This window comes from Pseudomonas sp. MWU318, from assembly GCF_016756945.1.
Lineage (GTDB): Bacteria > Pseudomonadota > Gammaproteobacteria > Pseudomonadales > Pseudomonadaceae > Aquipseudomonas > Aquipseudomonas putida_A.
Map to the genome: position 1 here is coordinate 144,764 of NZ_JAESJL010000005.1, position 16,524 is coordinate 161,287.

Sequence of the window (16,524 nt, forward strand, 5' to 3'; positions counted from 1 at the left end):
TTCTCTCAACGGGTTTGTGGGCCGATGAATCGGCTCTTGGCTTCAACGTGAACGCTGTCGTCGTCGGCGTCTTTGAGGATGAATTTCACCTCGTTGGTGCTCGACGGCAATTGTTCCGGTGCACTCGACAACTCCACCGGCATGCTGAAAATTTCGCCGGCCGGTACCTTGATCTCGCGTTTGCCTTGCAGGCGCAGATCCGGCAGACCGGCGGCTTCCAGCACGTAGGTGTGGTCGCGCTGATCTTTGTTCATGATCTTCAGGCTGTAGACGTTTTCGATCCGGCCTTCGGCGTTCTCGCGGTACAACACGCGGTCCTTGCTGACGTCGAAGCCGACCAGCGAGCGCATGAAGAACGCCGTCACCAGCAGACTGATCATCGCCAGCAGTACCACCGCGTAGCCAATCAGGCGTGGCCGCAGTTTATGGGTTTTCTGGCCGGACAGGTTGTGTTCGGTGGTGTAACTGATGAGGCCGCGCGGGTAGTCCATCTTGTCCATGATCGCGTCGCAGGCGTCGATGCACGCCGCACAACCGATGCACTCGATCTGCAGACCGTCTCGGATATCAATACCGGTCGGGCACACCTGAACGCACATGGTGCAATCGATGCAGTCGCCCAGCCCCATGGCCTTGTAATCGACACCTTTCTTGCGCGGGCCACGGCTTTCGCCGCGACGCGGGTCGTAGGAAACAATCAGGGTGTCCTTGTCGAACATCACGCTCTGGAAACGTGCGTACGGACACATGTAGATGCACACCTGCTCGCGCAGCCAGCCGGCGTTGCCGTACGTGGCGAGGGTGAAGAAACCGACCCAGAAATACGACCAGCCATCGGCCTGGCCAGTGAAGAAATCGAACACCAGTTCGCGGATCGGCGAGAAGTAGCCGACGAAGGTCATGCCAGTGACGAAACCGATCAGTAGCCACAGCGAATGTTTGGCGAGCTTGCGCAGAAACTTGTTGCCGCTCATTGGCGCTTTATCGAGCTTGATACGTTGGTTGCGGTCGCCTTCGGTGACTTTCTCGCACCACATGAAAATCCATGTCCACACGCTTTGCGGGCAGGTGTAGCCGCACCAGACGCGGCCGGCGTAAACGGTGATGAAAAACAGGCCGAACGCCGCGATGATCAGCAGTCCGGACAGCAGGATGAAGTCCTGCGGCCAGAACGTGGCGCCGAAGATGAAGAACTTGCGTTCCGGCAGGTTCCACCACACCGCCTGATGCCCGCCCCAGTTCAGCCACACCGTACCGAAATACAACAGGAACAGCGCGGCGCCGCCGATCATCCGCAGATTGCGGAACAGGCCGGTGAAAGCACGGGTGTAGATTTTTTCTCGAGAGGCGTAAAGATCGACGCTGTTGTTCGCGTTTTTGCTTGGTGGTGTGACGTCGTGTACCGGAATCTGGTTGCTCATCATTGCATCCCACGGCAGTGGACAAATGCCTCGGTCGATACGTGCCGACCGCGGTCAGAAAGGGGTGTTGCAGTGGCGCAATGATACGCCTGTCGCTCTAACTCAAGGGTGCGACCTTTGGTCGCGTTGGGGAAAAAGCATTATTGGTGTAGCGAATGCGGCAAAGCCTGATGCAGATCAATTGACTTGTTGAGTATGGACGGTTTTGGGGTGGCGGCTAATTCATTGTTCCCACGGGTTGATCAGGGCGACGCCGCTCGACTGGAAATCACCGACATTGCGGGTGACCACCGTGAGTCCATGCACCAGGGCCGTGGCAGCGATCAACGCATCGCTTTCATTGGCCTGGCGGGTACATGCAGGCTGGCCTCTCAAGGTGTGAAACGCAAGGGTGTCGCCCATAAAAAAGCCCCCGCCAGAGCACTGGCGGGGGCTTTATTTTGCTTCAGGCGTTGGCCTTACTGCGCCTCGGCTTCCGGCGCTTTTTCACCGTGGGACAGGCTGTAAACATACGCCGCCAGCAGGTGAACCTTGTCGTTGCCTTGCAGTTGTTCCTGCGCAGGCATCTGGCCCTGACGGCCGTAACGGATGGTCTGCTGCAGTTGGGCGAAGCTCGAACCGTAGATGAACGCGGCCGGGTGGGTCAGGTTCGGCGCGCCCATGGCTGGCGTGCCTTTGCCTTCCGGACCGTGGCAGGCCACGCAGTTGGCGGCGAACAGTTTCTGGCCGTTGGCCGGGTCAGCCTTGGTGCCTTCCGGCAGTTTGCGGCCATCAAGTTGAGTCACGACGAAAGCTGCGACGTCGGCTACGCCTTGTTCACCAATGACTTCGGCCCAGGCCGGCATCACCGCGTGTCGACCGCCCATGATGGTGGTCTTGATGGTTTCCGGCTCGCCGCCCCAGCGCCAATCGGCGTCGGTCAGGTTCGGGAAGCCATAGGCGCCCTTGGCGTCGGAACCGTGGCATACCGAACAGTTGGAGGCGAACAGACGGCCACCCATCTTCAGCGCTTGCGGGTCCTTGGCGACTTCTTCGATCGGCATCGCCGCGAACTTGGCGAAGATCGGACCGAATTTGGCGTCCGAGCGGGCCATTTCCTTTTCCCACTCGTGTACGCCGGTCCAGCCGGTCTGGCCGTTGGCGAACGCGGTCTGCTTGTCGTTATCGAGGTAGTTGTAGCCCGGCAGCAGGCCTTTCCAGTTGCCAAGGCCCGGGTACAGCACCAGATAACCGAGGGCGAACACGATGGTGCCCACGAACAACATGAACCACCATTTCGGCAGAGGGTTGTCGTACTCCTCGATCCCGTCGAAGGAGTGGCCCACGGTCTCTTCCGTCTGCTCGCTGCGCTGGCCCTTGCGGGTCGACAGCAGCAGCCAGGTCAGGGAAAAGATCGTACCGAGACTGAGGACTGTGACGTACAGACTCCAGAATGTAGTCATTCTTTGTTACTCCTAGAAGCTTGCTCGACGTGCTTGATGGCTTCGGGATCATCCGCAAAAGGCAGCAAGGTTGCGTCTTCAAACTCCGACTTGCGCTTGGGGCTGAATACCCACAACGCCAAACCGATGAAGGCCACCATCACGACGACGGTGCCCAGGCCGCGAATCATCCCGATATCCATGAAGAATCACCGTTTGCTTTTGATGATGGTGCCCAGGCCCTGAAGGTAGGCCACCAGCGCGTCCATTTCGGTTTTGCCCTTCACGGCATCTTTTGCACCGGCGATGTCTTCGTCGGTGTAAGGGACGCCGAGCGTGCGCAACACTTCCATCTTCTTGGCCGTGTCTTTGCCGTCGAGCTTGTTTTCCACGAGGAACGGGTAAGCCGGCATTTTCGACTCAGGTACCACGTTGCGCGGGTTGTACAGGTGCGCACGTTGCCAGTCATCGGAGTAACGACCGCCCACGCGAGCCAGGTCCGGACCGGTACGTTTGGAACCCCACAGGAACGGGTGGTCCCAGACGCTTTCACCGGCGACCGAGTAGTGGCCGTAGCGTTCGGTTTCAGCGCGGAACGGACGGATCATCTGCGAGTGGCAGCCGACACAACCGTTGGCGATGTAGACGTCGCGGCCTTCCAGTTCCAGTGCCGAACGCGGCTTCATGCCCTCGACCGGCTTGTTGGTGACGTCCTGGAAGAACAGCGGAACGATCTGGGTCAGGCCGCCAATGCTGACGGCAATGACCATGAAGAAGGCCAGCAGGCCAATATTCTTCTCGACAGCTTCATGCTTCATCAGTGAGCTCCAACAACAGCGATCTGGGCGGCGGCTTCGGCTTCAGCCGCGTTCGAGGCGCGCACGGTGCGCCAGACGTTGTAAGCCATCAGGAACATGCCGCTGGCGAAGAAAGCACCGCCCAGGGCACGGACGATGTAGCCCGGGTGGCTGGCCTGCAGCGCTTCGACGAACGAGTAGGTGAGGGTGCCGTCATCGTTGATTGCACGCCACATCAGACCCTGAGTGATGCCGTTGACCCACATCGAGGCGATGTACAGCACGGTGCCGATGGTCGCGAGCCAGAAGTGCGCGTTGATCAGGCCGACGCTGTGCATCTGCGCACGACCGAACAGTTTCGGGATCATGTGGTAGATCGCGCCGATCGAGATCATCGCCACCCAGCCCAGCGCGCCGGCGTGAACGTGGCCGATGGTCCAGTCGGTGTAGTGCGAGAGCGAGTTGACGGTCTTGATCGCCATCATCGGCCCTTCGAAGGTCGACATGCCGTAGAACGCCAGCGACACCACGAGGAAGCGCAGGATCGGGTCGGTACGCAGCTTATGCCAGGCGCCCGAGAGGGTCATCATGCCGTTGATCATGCCGCCCCAGCTTGGCGCCAGCAGGATGATCGACATCGCCATGCCCAGCGACTGTGCCCAGTCCGGCAGTGCGGTGTAGTGCAAGTGGTGCGGGCCGGCCCAGATGTACAGGGTGATCAGCGCCCAGAAGTGCACGATCGACAGACGATACGAGTAGATCGGACGCTCGGCCTGCTTCGGCACGAAGTAGTACATCATCCCGAGGAAGCCGGTGGTCAGGAAGAAGCCCACGGCGTTGTGGCCGTACCACCACTGGATCATCGCGTCGGTCGCGCCCGAATAGGCGGAGTAGGACTTGAAGAAACTCACCGGCAGGGAGGCGTGGTTGACGATGTGCAGCATTGCGGTCACGACGATGAACGCGCCGTAGAACCAGTTACCGACATAGATGTGTTTGGTCTTGCGCTTGGTGATGGTGCCGAAGAACACCAGCCCGTAGGAGACCCAGACAATGGCCAGCAGAATGGCGAGCGGCCATTCCAGTTCGGCGTATTCCTTGGTGGTGGTGTAACCCAGCGGCAAGGTAATGATTGCGCCGACGATGACCGCCTGCCAGCCCCAGAAGGTGAAGGCGGCAAGACTGTCGGAGATCAGTCGCGTCTGGCAGGTTCGCTGCACGACATAGTAGGAAGTGGCAAACAGTGCACAACCACCGAAGGCGAAAATCACCAGGTTTGTGTGCAACGGGCGCAGGCGTCCAAAGCTCGTCCACGGCAGACCGAAGTTCAACTCCGGCCAGACCAGTTGCGAGGCGATGAAGACACCGAGCCCCATGCCAAGGATCCCCCAGACCACCGTCATGATGGCGAACTGGCGGACTACCTTATAGTTATAAGCAGTCGGACTGATTGCTGTGCTCATTCTAAGGTTCCACGGTTTGGGTGTTTTATTAGGATTAAAATCGGCCGCAAGTATGCAGAGAGCAGGGGGTCATTGCAACGCGCCATGACCTGGGTCAATGCTTTCCAACGCTGATTCTGCGGCCTTTCCATACGCCGCGTAAGGTCAAAATCGGCCTCGGACAAAATGTCGCAGCGGACGAAAAAAGCGAGGGGATCAGGTCGCTTGTAACGGGGTGTGTTCAAACGCTCAATTCGGGTGACGGACGGTAAATGGCACGACAGCCGGTATCTACCGGCGTTTGCGGCCACATCAGTCAGCCGGTTCGCAGAACACAGCAGTCAGCGTTGACCTGGAACCAGCACAAGCCAGTCCGCATCGAGCAAGCGTAGACCCGAATCCGGGGAACCGAAAGGAGAGGGTGTGACGGGGTGCGACAATGCGTCGCAAAGGGGCGGGATGCTGCCGCACCGAGAATGGTGCGGCAGAGGTGTGTGCAATGATTACTGTTTATTGTCTTCAGTAATCAGTTTTTCTGTATTCAATCCATGGCTCAGGCTGTACACATAAGCGGCGAGCAATTGCACTTTATCATTGCCTAACAGTTCGTTCTGCGCCGGCATGTGGCCCTGGCGACCGTGGCGAATGGTCTGCTCAAGCTGCGTCAGGCTGGTGCCATAGATAAACCCGGCCGGGTGCGTCAGATTCGGCGCACCCATGGCTTCAGTGCCGTGGCCGGTTGCCCCATGACAGGCTACGCAGGTGGTGCTGAACGCTTGCTGTCCGGCCTGCAGGTCAGCCTTGCTGTCGGCTGGCAGTGGGAGGCCGGCCAGTTCGTGACGCACATATGCGGCGACGTTCTTCACACCCGTCTCGCCGAGCACTTCGCCCCAGGCCGGCATCGCCGCCATCCGCCCACCCATGATGGTGGTCTTGATGGTCTCGGCGTCACCGCCCCAGCGCCAGTCCTTGTCGGCCAGGTTAGGGAAGCCGAAAGCGCCTTTGGCGTCGGAGCCGTGGCACACCGAGCAGTTGGAGGCGAACAACCGGCCACCCATTTTCAGCGCCTGCGGATCCTTCGCCACTTCCTCCACCGGCATGGCGGCGAATTTGGCGAAGATCGGCCCGAACTTGGCGTCAGCCTTGTTCATTTCCTTTTCCCACTCGTGGACGCCGGTCCAGCCGTCTTCGTAGCCGGGCAGAATGCCTTTCCAGTTGCCCAGGCCCGGATACAGGATCAGATAGCCCACGGAAAACACCAGCGTGCCGGCGAACAGCATGAACCACCATTGCGGCAGCGGGTTGTCGTACTCCTCGATGCCGTCGAAGCTGTGGCCCATGGTCTGGTCGACGCTGCCCTTGGTCTCGCCCCGGCGGGTGCCGATCAGCAGCCAGGTCAGGCCGATCAGGCTGCCGATGGTCAGTACGCAGATCCACGTACTCCAGAAGGTGGTCATGGCCGGGTACTCCTTGGTTCAGATACTGGTTGGGTGTCGGGTTGCGGCTCGTCGGCGAACGGCAGCAGGCGCGCTTCGGCGAACTCCGGCGTGCGCTTGCGGTTGAACACCCAGATCGTCAGGCCGACGAAGGCGACGAACACCACGACGGTGCCGAGGCCACGTATGAGGCCTGTGCTCATTTCAATGATCATGGCTCACCTCTTGCTCTTGATCGCAGTGCCAAGCACTTGCAGGTAGGAGACGAGGGCGTCCATCTCGGTCTTGCCCTTGAGGCTGGCGACCGCGCCGCTGATGTCGTCGTCGGTGTACGGCACGCCGAGGGTGCGCATGGTCTTGAGCTTGGTTTCGGTGTGGCTGCTGTCGACCGCTTGCGTCACCAGCCACGGGTAGGCCGGCATTTTCGACTCGGGCACCACGTTGCGCGGGTTGTACAAGTGCGCGCGGTGCCAGTCATCCGAGTAACGCGCGCCGACCCGCGCCAGGTCCGGCCCGGTACGCTTGGAGCCCCACAGGAACGGGTGATCCCACACGCTCTCACCGGCCACCGAGTAGTGCCCGTAGCGTTCGGTTTCGGCGCGGAACGGGCGGATCATCTGAGAGTGGCAACCGACGCAGCCTTCGCGGATGTAGATGTCGCGGCCTTCCAGTTGCAGCGCGGTGTAGGGCTTCATGCCTTCCACCGGTTTGTTGGTCACGTCCTGGAAGAACAGCGGGACGATCTGGGTCAGGCCGCCGATGCTCACGGCGAACACCATCAGCAGCATCAGCAGGCCGACGTTCTTTTCAATCGTTTCGTGTTTCATGGCGGACTCCTCAGGCCATCTGCGCGGCAGCAACGACGTCAGCAGGCTGCGAGGCCCGTACGGTGCGCCAGGTGTTGTAAGCCATCAGGAACATGCCGCTGAGGAAGATCGCCCCACCCACCAGACGCACGATGAAGCCTGGGTGGCTGGCCACCAGGGTTTCGACGAAGGAGTAGGTCAGCGTGCCGTCCTCGTTGACTGCGCGCCACATCAGGCCCTGGGCGATGCCGTTGACCCACATCGAGGCGATGTAGAGCACGGTGCCGATGGTGGCGAGCCAGAAGTGCGCGTTGATCAGGCCGATGCTGTGCATCTGCTCTTTGCCGAAGACTTTCGGGATCATGTGGTACAGCGCGCCGATGGAAATCATCGCCACCCAGCCGAGCGCGCCGGCGTGAACGTGGCCGATGGTCCAGTCGGTGTAGTGGGAGAGGGCGTTGACGGTCTTGATCGCCATCATCGGACCTTCGAAGGTCGACATGCCGTAGAACGCCAGCGAGACCACGAGGAAGCGCAGGATCGGGTCGCTGCGCAACTTATGCCAGGCGCCTGAGAGGGTCATCATGCCGTTGATCATGCCGCCCCAGCTCGGTGCCAGCAGAATCAGCGACATCACCATGCCCAGCGACTGCGCCCAGTCCGGCAGCGCGGTGTAGTGCAGGTGGTGCGGGCCGGCCCAGATGTACAGGGTGATCAGCGCCCAGAAGTGCACGATCGACAGGCGATACGAATACACCGGACGTTCGGCCTGTTTCGGCACGAAGTAGTACATCATCCCGAGGAAACCGGCGGTGAGGAAAAAGCCTACGGCGTTGTGGCCGTACCACCATTGCACCATCGCGTCGGTTGCACCGGCATACACCGAGTAGGACTTGGTGAAACTCACCGGCAACTCAAGGTTGTTGACGATGTGCAGAATCGCCACGGTGATGATGAACGCGCCGAAGAACCAGTTGCCGACGTAGATGTGCTTGGTCTTGCGCCGCATGATCGTGCCGAAGAACACGATGGCGTAGGCGACCCAGACGATGGTGATCAGAATGTCGATCGGCCATTCCAGCTCGGCGTATTCCTTGGAACTGGTGTAACCCAGTGGCAGGCTGATCGCTGCCAATAGAATCACAAGCTGCCAGCCCCAGAAGCAGAACGCGGCGATTTTTGGCGCAAACAGTTGCGTCTGGCAGGTGCGCTGCACCGAGTAGAACGAACTGGCGAACAGCGCGCAGCCACCGAAGGCGAAGATCACCGCGTTGGTGTGCAGCGGGCGCAGACGGCCGAAACTGGTCCAGGGCAAATTGAAGTTGAGTTCCGGCCAGACCAATTGGGCCGCGAGAAAAACCCCGAGCCCCATGCCGACGATGCCCCACACCACCGTCATAATGGCGAATTGGCGGACCACCTTGTAGTTGTAGGCGGTACTGATAGAAGTGTTCATGGTTTCCCATCCACGGTTCAGCCGAAGTGAGCGCGCGCAGAAAACGCCGCGAATCCTTCGCCTGGAGTTATAGGCAGACTAAAAGCGAGGCAAGCATGGACAAACAGCACAAGGCCAGTATTGACGGGGATCAATGGGCGCAGTGCGTGCGGGATCATGGGTGGTTGTGGGACGCCGCTGTTGGCGAGGCTTCGGCGACGCTCATCCTCGCCCATGGAGCTGGTGCGCCGATGGACAGTGAGTGGATGTCGGATATGGCTGGGCGCCTTGCTGGATTGGGCGTGAACGTGTTGCGGTTTGAGTTTCCTTATATGGCGCAGCGGCGGGTGGATGGTGGCAAACGCCCACCGAATCCGGCGCCGAAACTGCTTCAGTGCTGGCGCGAAGTGTTCGCTGAAGTGCGACGTCATGTCGCTGGGATTTTGGCCATCGGCGGCAAGTCCATGGGCGGGCGGATGGCCAGTCTTTTAGCTGACGAGTTGGGCGCCGATGCGCTTGTCTGTCTTGGATATCCGTTTTATGCGGTTGGGAAACCTGAGAAACCGCGGGTTGAGCATTTGGCTTCTTTGCGGACTCGGACGTTGATTGTTCAGGGCGAGCGGGATGCTCTTGGCAATCGGGACGCTGTCGAGGCTTACGATCTATCGCCGAGTATTGAGGTGTTTTGGTTGGCCTCTGGGGATCATGATTTGAAGCCGCTCAAGGTTTCCGGGTTTACGCATTCGGATCATTTGGCGAGTGCCGCGCAGAAGGTGGCTGCGTTTCTTCAGTGTTGACCGAGCCGAGCTGAAATTTTGAAACTCATGAAGATCGGCTCCCTTTTCCCCCTCGCCCCCTTGGGGGAGAGGGCTGGGGTGAGGGGGACCATCTCAAGGGCAATACAGTTTTTGTTTCGGGTGAATATCCATTGCTGCGGTAAGGGCCACTTAGGGTTTCGCCCTGACGGCGACTCACTTTTTTTACAAACGCCCGGAGTGCCGGCCCAGTAAAAAAGTAAGCAAAAAAACGCTTGCTCCAACGTTCGGCCCGCTCGCTGGGGCTCGGGGTCTCTTCGCTCCGGGATCCATCCGGGCGCAGCGCCTCCGGTTTGCTTCGCTGCACCTCCTCTCGCTGTGTTTGGCTGCGCCAAACGGTCGCTGCGCTCCCACCTCCGGATCAATCCCTCCACTCAGCGTTCCGACGTCGCCCGTGAATCAAGATCAAAAGCGGTACTCGAGCTAACGCTCATCGTGTTGAGTGGTTTGGCGAACGGTTTGATTTCAGCGTCGAGCCTACCCCTCACCCCAGCCATCTCCCCAAGGAGAGGGAGCCGAATGGGGTGCTTTCAAGCTTGAATTCAACTCGGAATCCCACGTCGGCGTACCTCGCCCAAACACCTCGGTCAGTCCCATCTCCCTCGGGGAGAGGGCTAGGGTGAGGGGGAAGGTTTCACTGACACGCCCCAAAACTGAAAGCTCCCCCAGCCCAGCATTTCCAGCACATAAACACGATCGCGTGACCACGTTTAAAGTACACAAACCGTTACGCCACCGGACCTACAACACCTTGCGCCGTTACCTACGCGTACGCCAGAATCCGCCGGCTTACGCGGCTATGGGCCGGGCGATATCGTTCCCCCTGTCACTGAAAATCAGTGATCGGGTTTGGTAGCCCGTCTGTAATAGCTGTATGGCAACACCTATTCAGTCTCTTTTTTGAGGCTCGGTTTTATGGTGGTCAGGCGTGGGGCTCGTTCGCGAGCGCCGGATTCCCATTGCAGCCGGTCTACCAACCCGCGTATGGCCGCCACCCATCGTTTGGTAGCGTGGGTGATGGCTCCTTGAAGTCTGCGATAGGAGTTACATCTATGTTCAAAGCCACACCAAACCCACCAGAAACCGTTCCAATTCCTCACGACCCCGAGCTTGAGTCTCAAAAGACAAAAGAAGCCGCCGACCGCGCACTCGACTTTTACCTCGTCACGGCCAGGCCAACTGTATTTCAGGCCGGTAAAAAGCACGGAAGCGCTCGCTTGCCGGGTTTTCAAGTGTAAGAAGGGCGACGTGGGATGGCTGCGTTATTTCAGCGTCCCGTCGCTGCCTACTTCACGCTTTGCACCTGCATATCCACCGCAATCCCGTCGCCTCTATCCGTACTAGCGTGATAGAAAAAACCGTAATCCACGAGATAGTAATAATGATCCATCGGCACGGGCTTCAAACTCTTGCGCTGATCACGGCAACTGATCGCTTTGGCGTTACCACTCAACGCCGGGTTCAGCAGTTTGGCGGGTGACTCGCTGTCGACGGTGCAATCCACGGTAACCGGTTCTTCCCCCAGCGAGCCGATCAGGTTGCTGTTGATGCTGCCTTGGCGGGTGTAGCCCAGTTGACTGCCGACTCGCATTTGCTGCCAATCACCTCGGAAACTCAAATTGTCGATCACAAGGGTGTTGCGAGACACTTTGGTCTGTTCCCGACCGGACAGGGTGAGCAGGCCGCGCCAGCTGATTCGATGGCCGACGAGGTTTTCGCTCTTATGGTCAATGCTCAGTTGTTGGGTGCCCGCATCGGTGGAAATGAAGTACTCGGTGCGTTCCGGCCAGCTCTTTTTGCTATTGCTGGAGGTTCCGGCGAGGTCTAGGTAAGTCAGGGTATTGAGTGGTTTTGGCAGGTGCAGCTGTTCGATGTTTTTCAGCACGTTCGGGCTGATGTCGGGGATAGCGTTGGCATCTACCGCCGCTTTGCTGCGTCGGGTCAGCGCCGGCAGGCTGGCGATGGACGTTGGTGCGTTGCACACCAGTTCAACCATCTTTGACTTGTCCGCCTCGGACGCCGTGATTACTTTTGTCTCGGGGAACATGTCGACTTTGCCGTCGGTGACCTGGTTGTCGGAGTTGAGGAAATAGCGGGCCAGCAGCGTGGAATTGCGTGTGGCGCAATCGAGCGTGTAGTGCTCGCGAGTTTGGGTGAACGGTGCGCTATTGACCAGGTTGAGACGGGTTTTCGGCTCGTCGTAGGCCATCCATACAACGACTTGCCCGGCCTTGTTTTGCAGGTTGTTTTTATCGACCAGCAACCAGCGCCCCGTGTCGTCTTCCGCCACTTTGCGCCAATCGGCGACGGGCAGGTTTTTGCATGCTTGGAGGAAGTCGCGGTTGTTCAGCAGTGTGGCGTGGTAACGCTCGGGCAACGCCCTCGCCGGCGCATAGTGACCCGGATTGCCCGGATATATGTGGCGCATCAACAGGAATGAATACACTTCGTTGATCTGCGCCGTGCTGCAGGCCGCCGAGTACTGGAAGCGCTGCACCACCATGGATTGCGGATCGCGCGGCTCGATCACCTGAAAGTTGATGACGTCGCCTTCACGCATCAGGCTGTTGGGCGTCAACGGCTGGGCCAGCAACACTGCCTGGCGGTCGGTATTTTTGGGCTGGGTGACGCAAGCGGCCAGCAGCAATGTGCTGATGCAAAGAATGATGCGCTGCACGGAACTCTCCGGGGGATCGATTGAAAGAGGCATTACGACTCATATAACTCTGCTTGGGCTCAGCGCAGCGCCACCACCCTTACTCGTTCAAGTCCTTGACCAGATAGTCGCCGACAATCTGCGAAACACCGGTCAACGCGGTGCGTACCAGTTCCGGTTCAGTGCGATAGCGCAGCGGCTCATAACCGTAGGTGTTGGCGCCGTTAAACGCGGTGATCGGCTCGTTGCGCTGCCAGATCAACTCGTCGCCGCGCTTCATCACGCCGTTGACCGCGATGGTCGGGTAAACCACGCTACTGAAGCCCTGGGTCAGGGCGAAGCCCCAGTTGAATACGGTCAGTTCAATCTGCGCGTCCGCCGGTTCGTTGTCGCCGACGATTTTGAAGCGTCCGCTGGCGGCGAGTTTTTCTTCGAAGCTCGTTTTCACCAAGTCGCCGAGGTTGATGTTGGCGGTTTCCATGTTGTACAGGATCGCATCGACGGTCGACATAGAGGCCAAGTCGCCGGCCTTCAAACCAGCGGCAAAACCGGCACCGCCGAGTGCCGCCGTACCGATTTTGCCAGCGCCCGCCGCCAGACCTACGCCAGTGCCGACACCCGCGCCAATGGCGGCGCCCCATGCTTGTTCGCGGCCCATATAGCTCATTTCCCGGGGTTTCCATGACACCGCGAGGATTTTCACGGTGTGGATTTGGGTACGGTATTCGGGCTTGAATTTCTGGTTGGCGCATCCGGCCAGGAACAGAACGGCGAACATCAGGACAGCGATCTTCTTCATGAAGGACTCACAACAAGGAACGGATTTGCGGAGGTTGTCGTCCGCATGCAGGAATTCTGAAGGGGTAGTGGATATTAATGTGCCACTATTGCGGCAATCGAGGTCCGGCGCCTGAATTCCGCTGCTGCCAGGACGTGGAAGCGCGCATCGGAAAACTCGCTGGACACACACAGCCCCACACGCTAGCGTCTCGCGCTCCATTGCGAGAGACCTGTCATGGATGACCTGTTGACTACATTATCCGGGCGCATGAAATATCTGGTGTGCACGTCGTTCGCGGCGCTGTTGGCCAGTCAGCCGTCGCTGGCCCTGGCGGAAAACGTCAACGGGAAAGCTCTCTATTCCCAGCGATGCGCGGTGTGCCACGGGCCGGATATCAAAGGCACGGGGCCGTTGGCGAAAAGGAGCAATCCGTCCACACCTGACCTGACCACCCCCGCGTTCAAGCAACGGCTAAATGATTACCCGGGGGTGATTGTGTCTTCGGTGATCCTGCGCCCGAACGGCAATCTGATACCGAAAACCTTGCAGGAGAATGGCGTGAAGATCCCGGCGCATGTCTGGAGCGTCAAGGATTTTCGTGATTTGCATGAATACATGGTTGGTGTGATTGCGAAAAAACCATGAACGGATGCTGCTCAAGAATGCTCGGAAGCGACTGGACATGGAGTGATGATCCTGTGAGGCATAAAAGGCCTTATCGCGAGCAGGCTCACTCCTACAGGGGGTTGTCGCCGCATGGAAAACTGTGATCCGACGCAGTTCCAATGTGGGAGCGAGCCTGCTCGCGAAAGCGGTCTGCCAGGCACCATCACTTTCAGACTGGCAATAAAAAGCCCGGACGCTTTCGCTGTCCGGGCATTCAAGATCAAGAGATCGCAGCCTTCGGCAGCTCCTACAGGTGATCGATGTAGGAGTTGCCACAGGCTGCGATCTTTTGCTTTTAGCGGTTAAACCGCTCCACCAACGAATACTGTGTATTCGCCGTCTTCGTCAGCTCTTCACTCAGCAACGCCGAGTTATGTGCCTGTTCCGAGGTCTGATCCGCCAGTTCCGAGATGTTGCTGATGTTGCGGCTGATTTCTTCAGCCACCGCACTTTGCTCTTCGGTGGCCGCAGCGATCTGCGTGGTCATGTCGGTGATGTTGGCCACTGCTTCGCTGATGCCGACCAGTGCCTGATCCGCTTCCAATACCCGCGCCACACCTTCTTCCGCCTGGCGATGGCCGGCTTCCATGGTTTGCACAGCGCTGGACGCGGTCTGCTGCAGCTTGGCGATCAGGGCGTGGATCTGCCCGGTAGATTCGCTGGTGCGTTGCGCCAGTTGGCGGACTTCGTCAGCGACTACGGCAAAGCCACGGCCCATTTCGCCGGCACGTGCTGCTTCGATGGCGGCGTTGAGGGCGAGCAGGTTGGTCTGGTCGGCGATGCCTTTGATCACGTCGACCACGCCGCCGATTTCGTCGCTGTCCTTGGCCAGTTGCGTGACGGTCAGGCCGGTTTCACCGACCACCACCGACAGGCGCTGGATGGCTTCGCGGGTTTCCCCGGCGATGTCGCGGCCGCGACCGGTCAGGCGGTTGGCTTCCTGGGTGGCGTCGGCGGTGCGCTGGACGTGGCTGGCCACTTCCTGTGTGGTGGCGGCCATCTGGTTGACGGCGGTGGCAACCTGTTCGGTTTCCACGCGTTGGCGTTCCAGACCGCTGGAGCTGTTGTGCGCCAGAGCGTCGGACTGTTTGGCCTGATCGGTCAGGTGCTCGGCGGTGTCCTGCAGACGGGTCAGGCAGGTTTTCAGGCGCGCTTCCTGGCTGAGGATCGACATTTCCAGACGCGCCTGCGCGCCACGGCTGTCGGTGTACATCTGCGCGATCAACGGGTCGGAAGTGGTCTGCTCGGCCAGGCGCAGCAGGCGCTTGAGCCCGCGTTGCTGCCATTGCAGGCCCATCAGGCCCAGCGGCACCGACAGGCCGGCAGCGAGGGCGAAGCCCCAGTGCGAGTTCAGGGTCGCGCCGATCACGAAGCTCAACTGGCTGACCAGAATGAATGGCAGCCAGTCTTGCAACACCGGCAGCCATTTGTCGCTGGAAGGGATCGCCGACTTGCCTTGGTTGATGCGTTGGTAGAGCGCTTCGGCACGGCGTATCTGTTCGGCGGTGGGTTTGATCCGCACCGACTCGTAACCGACCACCTGATTGCCGTCGAACACCGGTGTCACGTAGGCGTTAACCCAGTAATGGTCACCGGATTTGCAGCGATTCTTGACAATGCCCATCCATGGCAAGCCTTGTTTCAGTGTGCCCCACATGTGCGAAAACACCGCAGCCGGGACGTCGGGGTGACGAACCAGGTTGTGCGGCGCACGGATCAGCTCTTCACGCGAAAACCCGCTGATTTCGACGAAAGCGTCGTTGCAGTAGGTGATCACGCCTTTAGCGTCGGTTGTGGAAATCAACCGCTGCTGAGCCGGGAAAGTCCGTTCGCGTTGTGTAATGGGCTGGTTATTACGCATGGTTTTTCAATCCGCAAGGCTTTGAAAGGTTGTCGGCGCTGTCAGGAAATTATTGAAGTTTTTTTTCAGATATAAGTACGGCGTCGCAAAACCGCTCTTGCTTCAACCGGCCAGCATCGGATAAGTGAACAGCGCAAAATGCAGCAGGTTCAGCCCGAAATGCGTGGCGATCGCCGCAGCAAGGCCACCGAAACGGTAGGCCAGACCATAGCCGACACCCGCCAGACCCGCCAGCAACACCCAGTGCCAGCCGGCGCCCAGATGCGCCAGGGCAAAGATCAGCGACGCCAGCAGCAGGGCGAGGTTGTCGCCGTGCGGCAGGTGCTTGAACAGGCGGCTCAAACCGCCCTGTATATAGCCGCGAAACAGCGCCTCCTCGACCAGCGTCACCAGCAGCAGATTGTTCAGCAGCCACAGCCACGCCTGATCAGGCCACTTCGGCGCCCAGGCGATCATGCCGAACAACAGTGCGCCGCCCAGCGCCAGGACGGCGCTCAACGTCAGGGCGAGGACGCTGGCGTACACCGTCGGACGCAGCGAGCGTGCCGCGACAATCCACGGGCAGGCGAGCAACAGCCAGAAGCCGATCAAGGGTTTGTCCAGATTCAGGTACATAGCAAACGGCACGGCGTCGTCGGTGAAACGCAGCGGGGCGATGGCCCGGCCGTTGGCGAATCCCGGCAACCAGTGCAGTGCCAGCGACAGCGCGAGGAAGATGAACACGGCATGCCCCAACAGGCGCGCCACCGGCACCTGCTGTTGGCGCACGGCGAAACCGGTCACCAGCAATAATCCGAAGGAGATCAGTGCGAGCCAGCCGAGTTGACCGTAACTCAACGCCAATCCATAACCGAGGCTGAGAAGTGCCAGATGGAGCCATGGCAACGCCTTCATCGAAAGTCCTTGTGCTGAATGGGGGGGAAGGGCTTTCTACACGGGTGAGGACGTCGGGACAAGTAAAGCTGTGGCGGGAAACGGTGACACGCC

At 59.5% G+C, this 16,524-nt stretch carries 16 protein-coding genes and 1 pseudogene; 3 read left to right on the plus strand and 14 right to left on the minus strand.

The features are described 5' to 3' along the window. Positions 1 to 5 precede the first annotated feature (5 nt). From ccoG to ccoN (JN524_RS14015), 10 genes and pseudogenes are all read right to left on the minus strand, one after another. Entirely contained in the window at positions 6 to 1,421 is a 1,416-nt protein-coding gene (ccoG, locus tag JN524_RS13970; protein WP_202369686.1) for a cytochrome c oxidase accessory protein CcoG, read from the minus strand. A gap of 222 nt (positions 1,422 to 1,643) precedes the next feature. Continuing rightward, positions 1,644 to 1,789 (minus strand): annotated as a pseudogene (locus JN524_RS13975) (VapC toxin family PIN domain ribonuclease); the annotation flags it as partial. Between the two features lie 90 nt (positions 1,790 to 1,879). Continuing rightward, positions 1,880 to 2,863, minus strand: coding sequence for a cytochrome-c oxidase, cbb3-type subunit III (gene ccoP, locus JN524_RS13980; protein WP_202369687.1), 984 nt, complete (start codon positions 2,861 to 2,863; stop codon positions 1,880 to 1,882). Next, positions 2,860 to 3,045, minus strand: a complete 186-nt coding sequence (locus JN524_RS13985; protein WP_003175465.1) for a CcoQ/FixQ family Cbb3-type cytochrome c oxidase assembly chaperone — start codon at positions 3,043 to 3,045, stop codon at positions 2,860 to 2,862. The genes ccoP (JN524_RS13980) and JN524_RS13985 overlap by 4 nt, the downstream gene beginning before the upstream one ends. Positions 3,046 to 3,051: 6 nt before the next feature. Next, positions 3,052 to 3,660: a cytochrome-c oxidase, cbb3-type subunit II gene (ccoO, locus tag JN524_RS13990; RefSeq protein ID WP_024164411.1), complete on the minus strand. Its 609-nt coding sequence runs from the start codon at positions 3,658 to 3,660 to the stop codon at positions 3,052 to 3,054. Further along, positions 3,660 to 5,102, minus strand: coding sequence for a cytochrome-c oxidase, cbb3-type subunit I (ccoN, locus tag JN524_RS13995; protein WP_007969186.1), 1,443 nt, complete (start codon positions 5,100 to 5,102; stop codon positions 3,660 to 3,662). Before ccoN (JN524_RS13995) ends, ccoO (JN524_RS13990) begins: the two co-directional genes overlap by 1 nt. Positions 5,103 to 5,584: 482 nt before the next feature. Continuing rightward, entirely contained in the window at positions 5,585 to 6,538 is a 954-nt protein-coding gene (ccoP, locus tag JN524_RS14000; protein ID WP_098967986.1) for a cytochrome-c oxidase, cbb3-type subunit III, read from the minus strand. Then, complete coding sequence (locus JN524_RS14005; protein ID WP_202369688.1) at positions 6,535 to 6,732, minus strand: cbb3-type cytochrome oxidase subunit 3; 198 nt, start codon at positions 6,730 to 6,732, stop codon at positions 6,535 to 6,537. Before JN524_RS14005 ends, ccoP (JN524_RS14000) begins: the two co-directional genes overlap by 4 nt. 3 nt (positions 6,733 to 6,735) lie before the next feature. Continuing rightward, positions 6,736 to 7,344, minus strand: a complete 609-nt coding sequence (gene ccoO, locus JN524_RS14010; protein ID WP_003223389.1) for a cytochrome-c oxidase, cbb3-type subunit II — start codon at positions 7,342 to 7,344, stop codon at positions 6,736 to 6,738. Between the two features lie 10 nt (positions 7,345 to 7,354). Beyond that, positions 7,355 to 8,779, minus strand: a complete 1,425-nt coding sequence (gene ccoN / locus JN524_RS14015; protein ID WP_202369689.1) for a cytochrome-c oxidase, cbb3-type subunit I — start codon at positions 8,777 to 8,779, stop codon at positions 7,355 to 7,357. 95 nt (positions 8,780 to 8,874) lie between these two features. Between ccoN (JN524_RS14015) and JN524_RS14020 the strand changes: the two genes are divergently transcribed. Together JN524_RS14020 and JN524_RS14025 are read left to right on the plus strand one after the other, a co-directional pair. After that, on the plus strand, positions 8,875 to 9,555 hold the full coding sequence (locus tag JN524_RS14020; RefSeq protein WP_202369690.1) for an alpha/beta family hydrolase: 681 nt from the start codon (positions 8,875 to 8,877) through the stop codon (positions 9,553 to 9,555). A gap of 1,070 nt (positions 9,556 to 10,625) precedes the next feature. Further along, positions 10,626 to 10,811, plus strand: coding sequence for a hypothetical protein (locus tag JN524_RS14025; RefSeq protein WP_202369882.1), 186 nt, complete (start codon positions 10,626 to 10,628; stop codon positions 10,809 to 10,811). Between the two features lie 47 nt (positions 10,812 to 10,858). On the opposite strand, the gene JN524_RS14030 is transcribed toward JN524_RS14025, so the two are convergent. Both JN524_RS14030 and JN524_RS14035 read right to left on the minus strand, forming a co-directional pair. Beyond that, positions 10,859 to 12,250, minus strand: coding sequence for a surface-adhesin E family protein (locus tag JN524_RS14030; RefSeq protein WP_202369691.1), 1,392 nt, complete (start codon positions 12,248 to 12,250; stop codon positions 10,859 to 10,861). A gap of 79 nt (positions 12,251 to 12,329) precedes the next feature. Continuing rightward, positions 12,330 to 13,028, minus strand: a complete 699-nt coding sequence (locus JN524_RS14035; RefSeq protein WP_064389790.1) for a hypothetical protein — start codon at positions 13,026 to 13,028, stop codon at positions 12,330 to 12,332. Positions 13,029 to 13,277: 249 nt separating this feature from the next. Between JN524_RS14035 and JN524_RS14040 the strand changes: the two genes are divergently transcribed. Then, positions 13,278 to 13,655, plus strand: coding sequence for a c-type cytochrome (locus JN524_RS14040; RefSeq protein ID WP_202369877.1), 378 nt, complete (start codon positions 13,278 to 13,280; stop codon positions 13,653 to 13,655). Positions 13,656 to 13,971: 316 nt separating this feature from the next. Here JN524_RS14040 and JN524_RS14045 read toward each other — a convergent pair whose 3' ends face one another. Both JN524_RS14045 and JN524_RS14050 read right to left on the minus strand, forming a co-directional pair. After that, the gene (locus JN524_RS14045) at positions 13,972 to 15,537 is read right to left on the minus strand and encodes a methyl-accepting chemotaxis protein (RefSeq protein WP_003223402.1); all 1,566 of its coding nucleotides are present in this window, start codon (positions 15,535 to 15,537) and stop codon (positions 13,972 to 13,974) included. 102 nt (positions 15,538 to 15,639) lie between these two features. Further along, on the minus strand, positions 15,640 to 16,431 hold the full coding sequence (locus JN524_RS14050) for a CPBP family intramembrane glutamic endopeptidase (protein ID WP_202369692.1): 792 nt from the start codon (positions 16,429 to 16,431) through the stop codon (positions 15,640 to 15,642). Between the last annotated feature and the right edge of the window lie 93 nt (positions 16,432 to 16,524).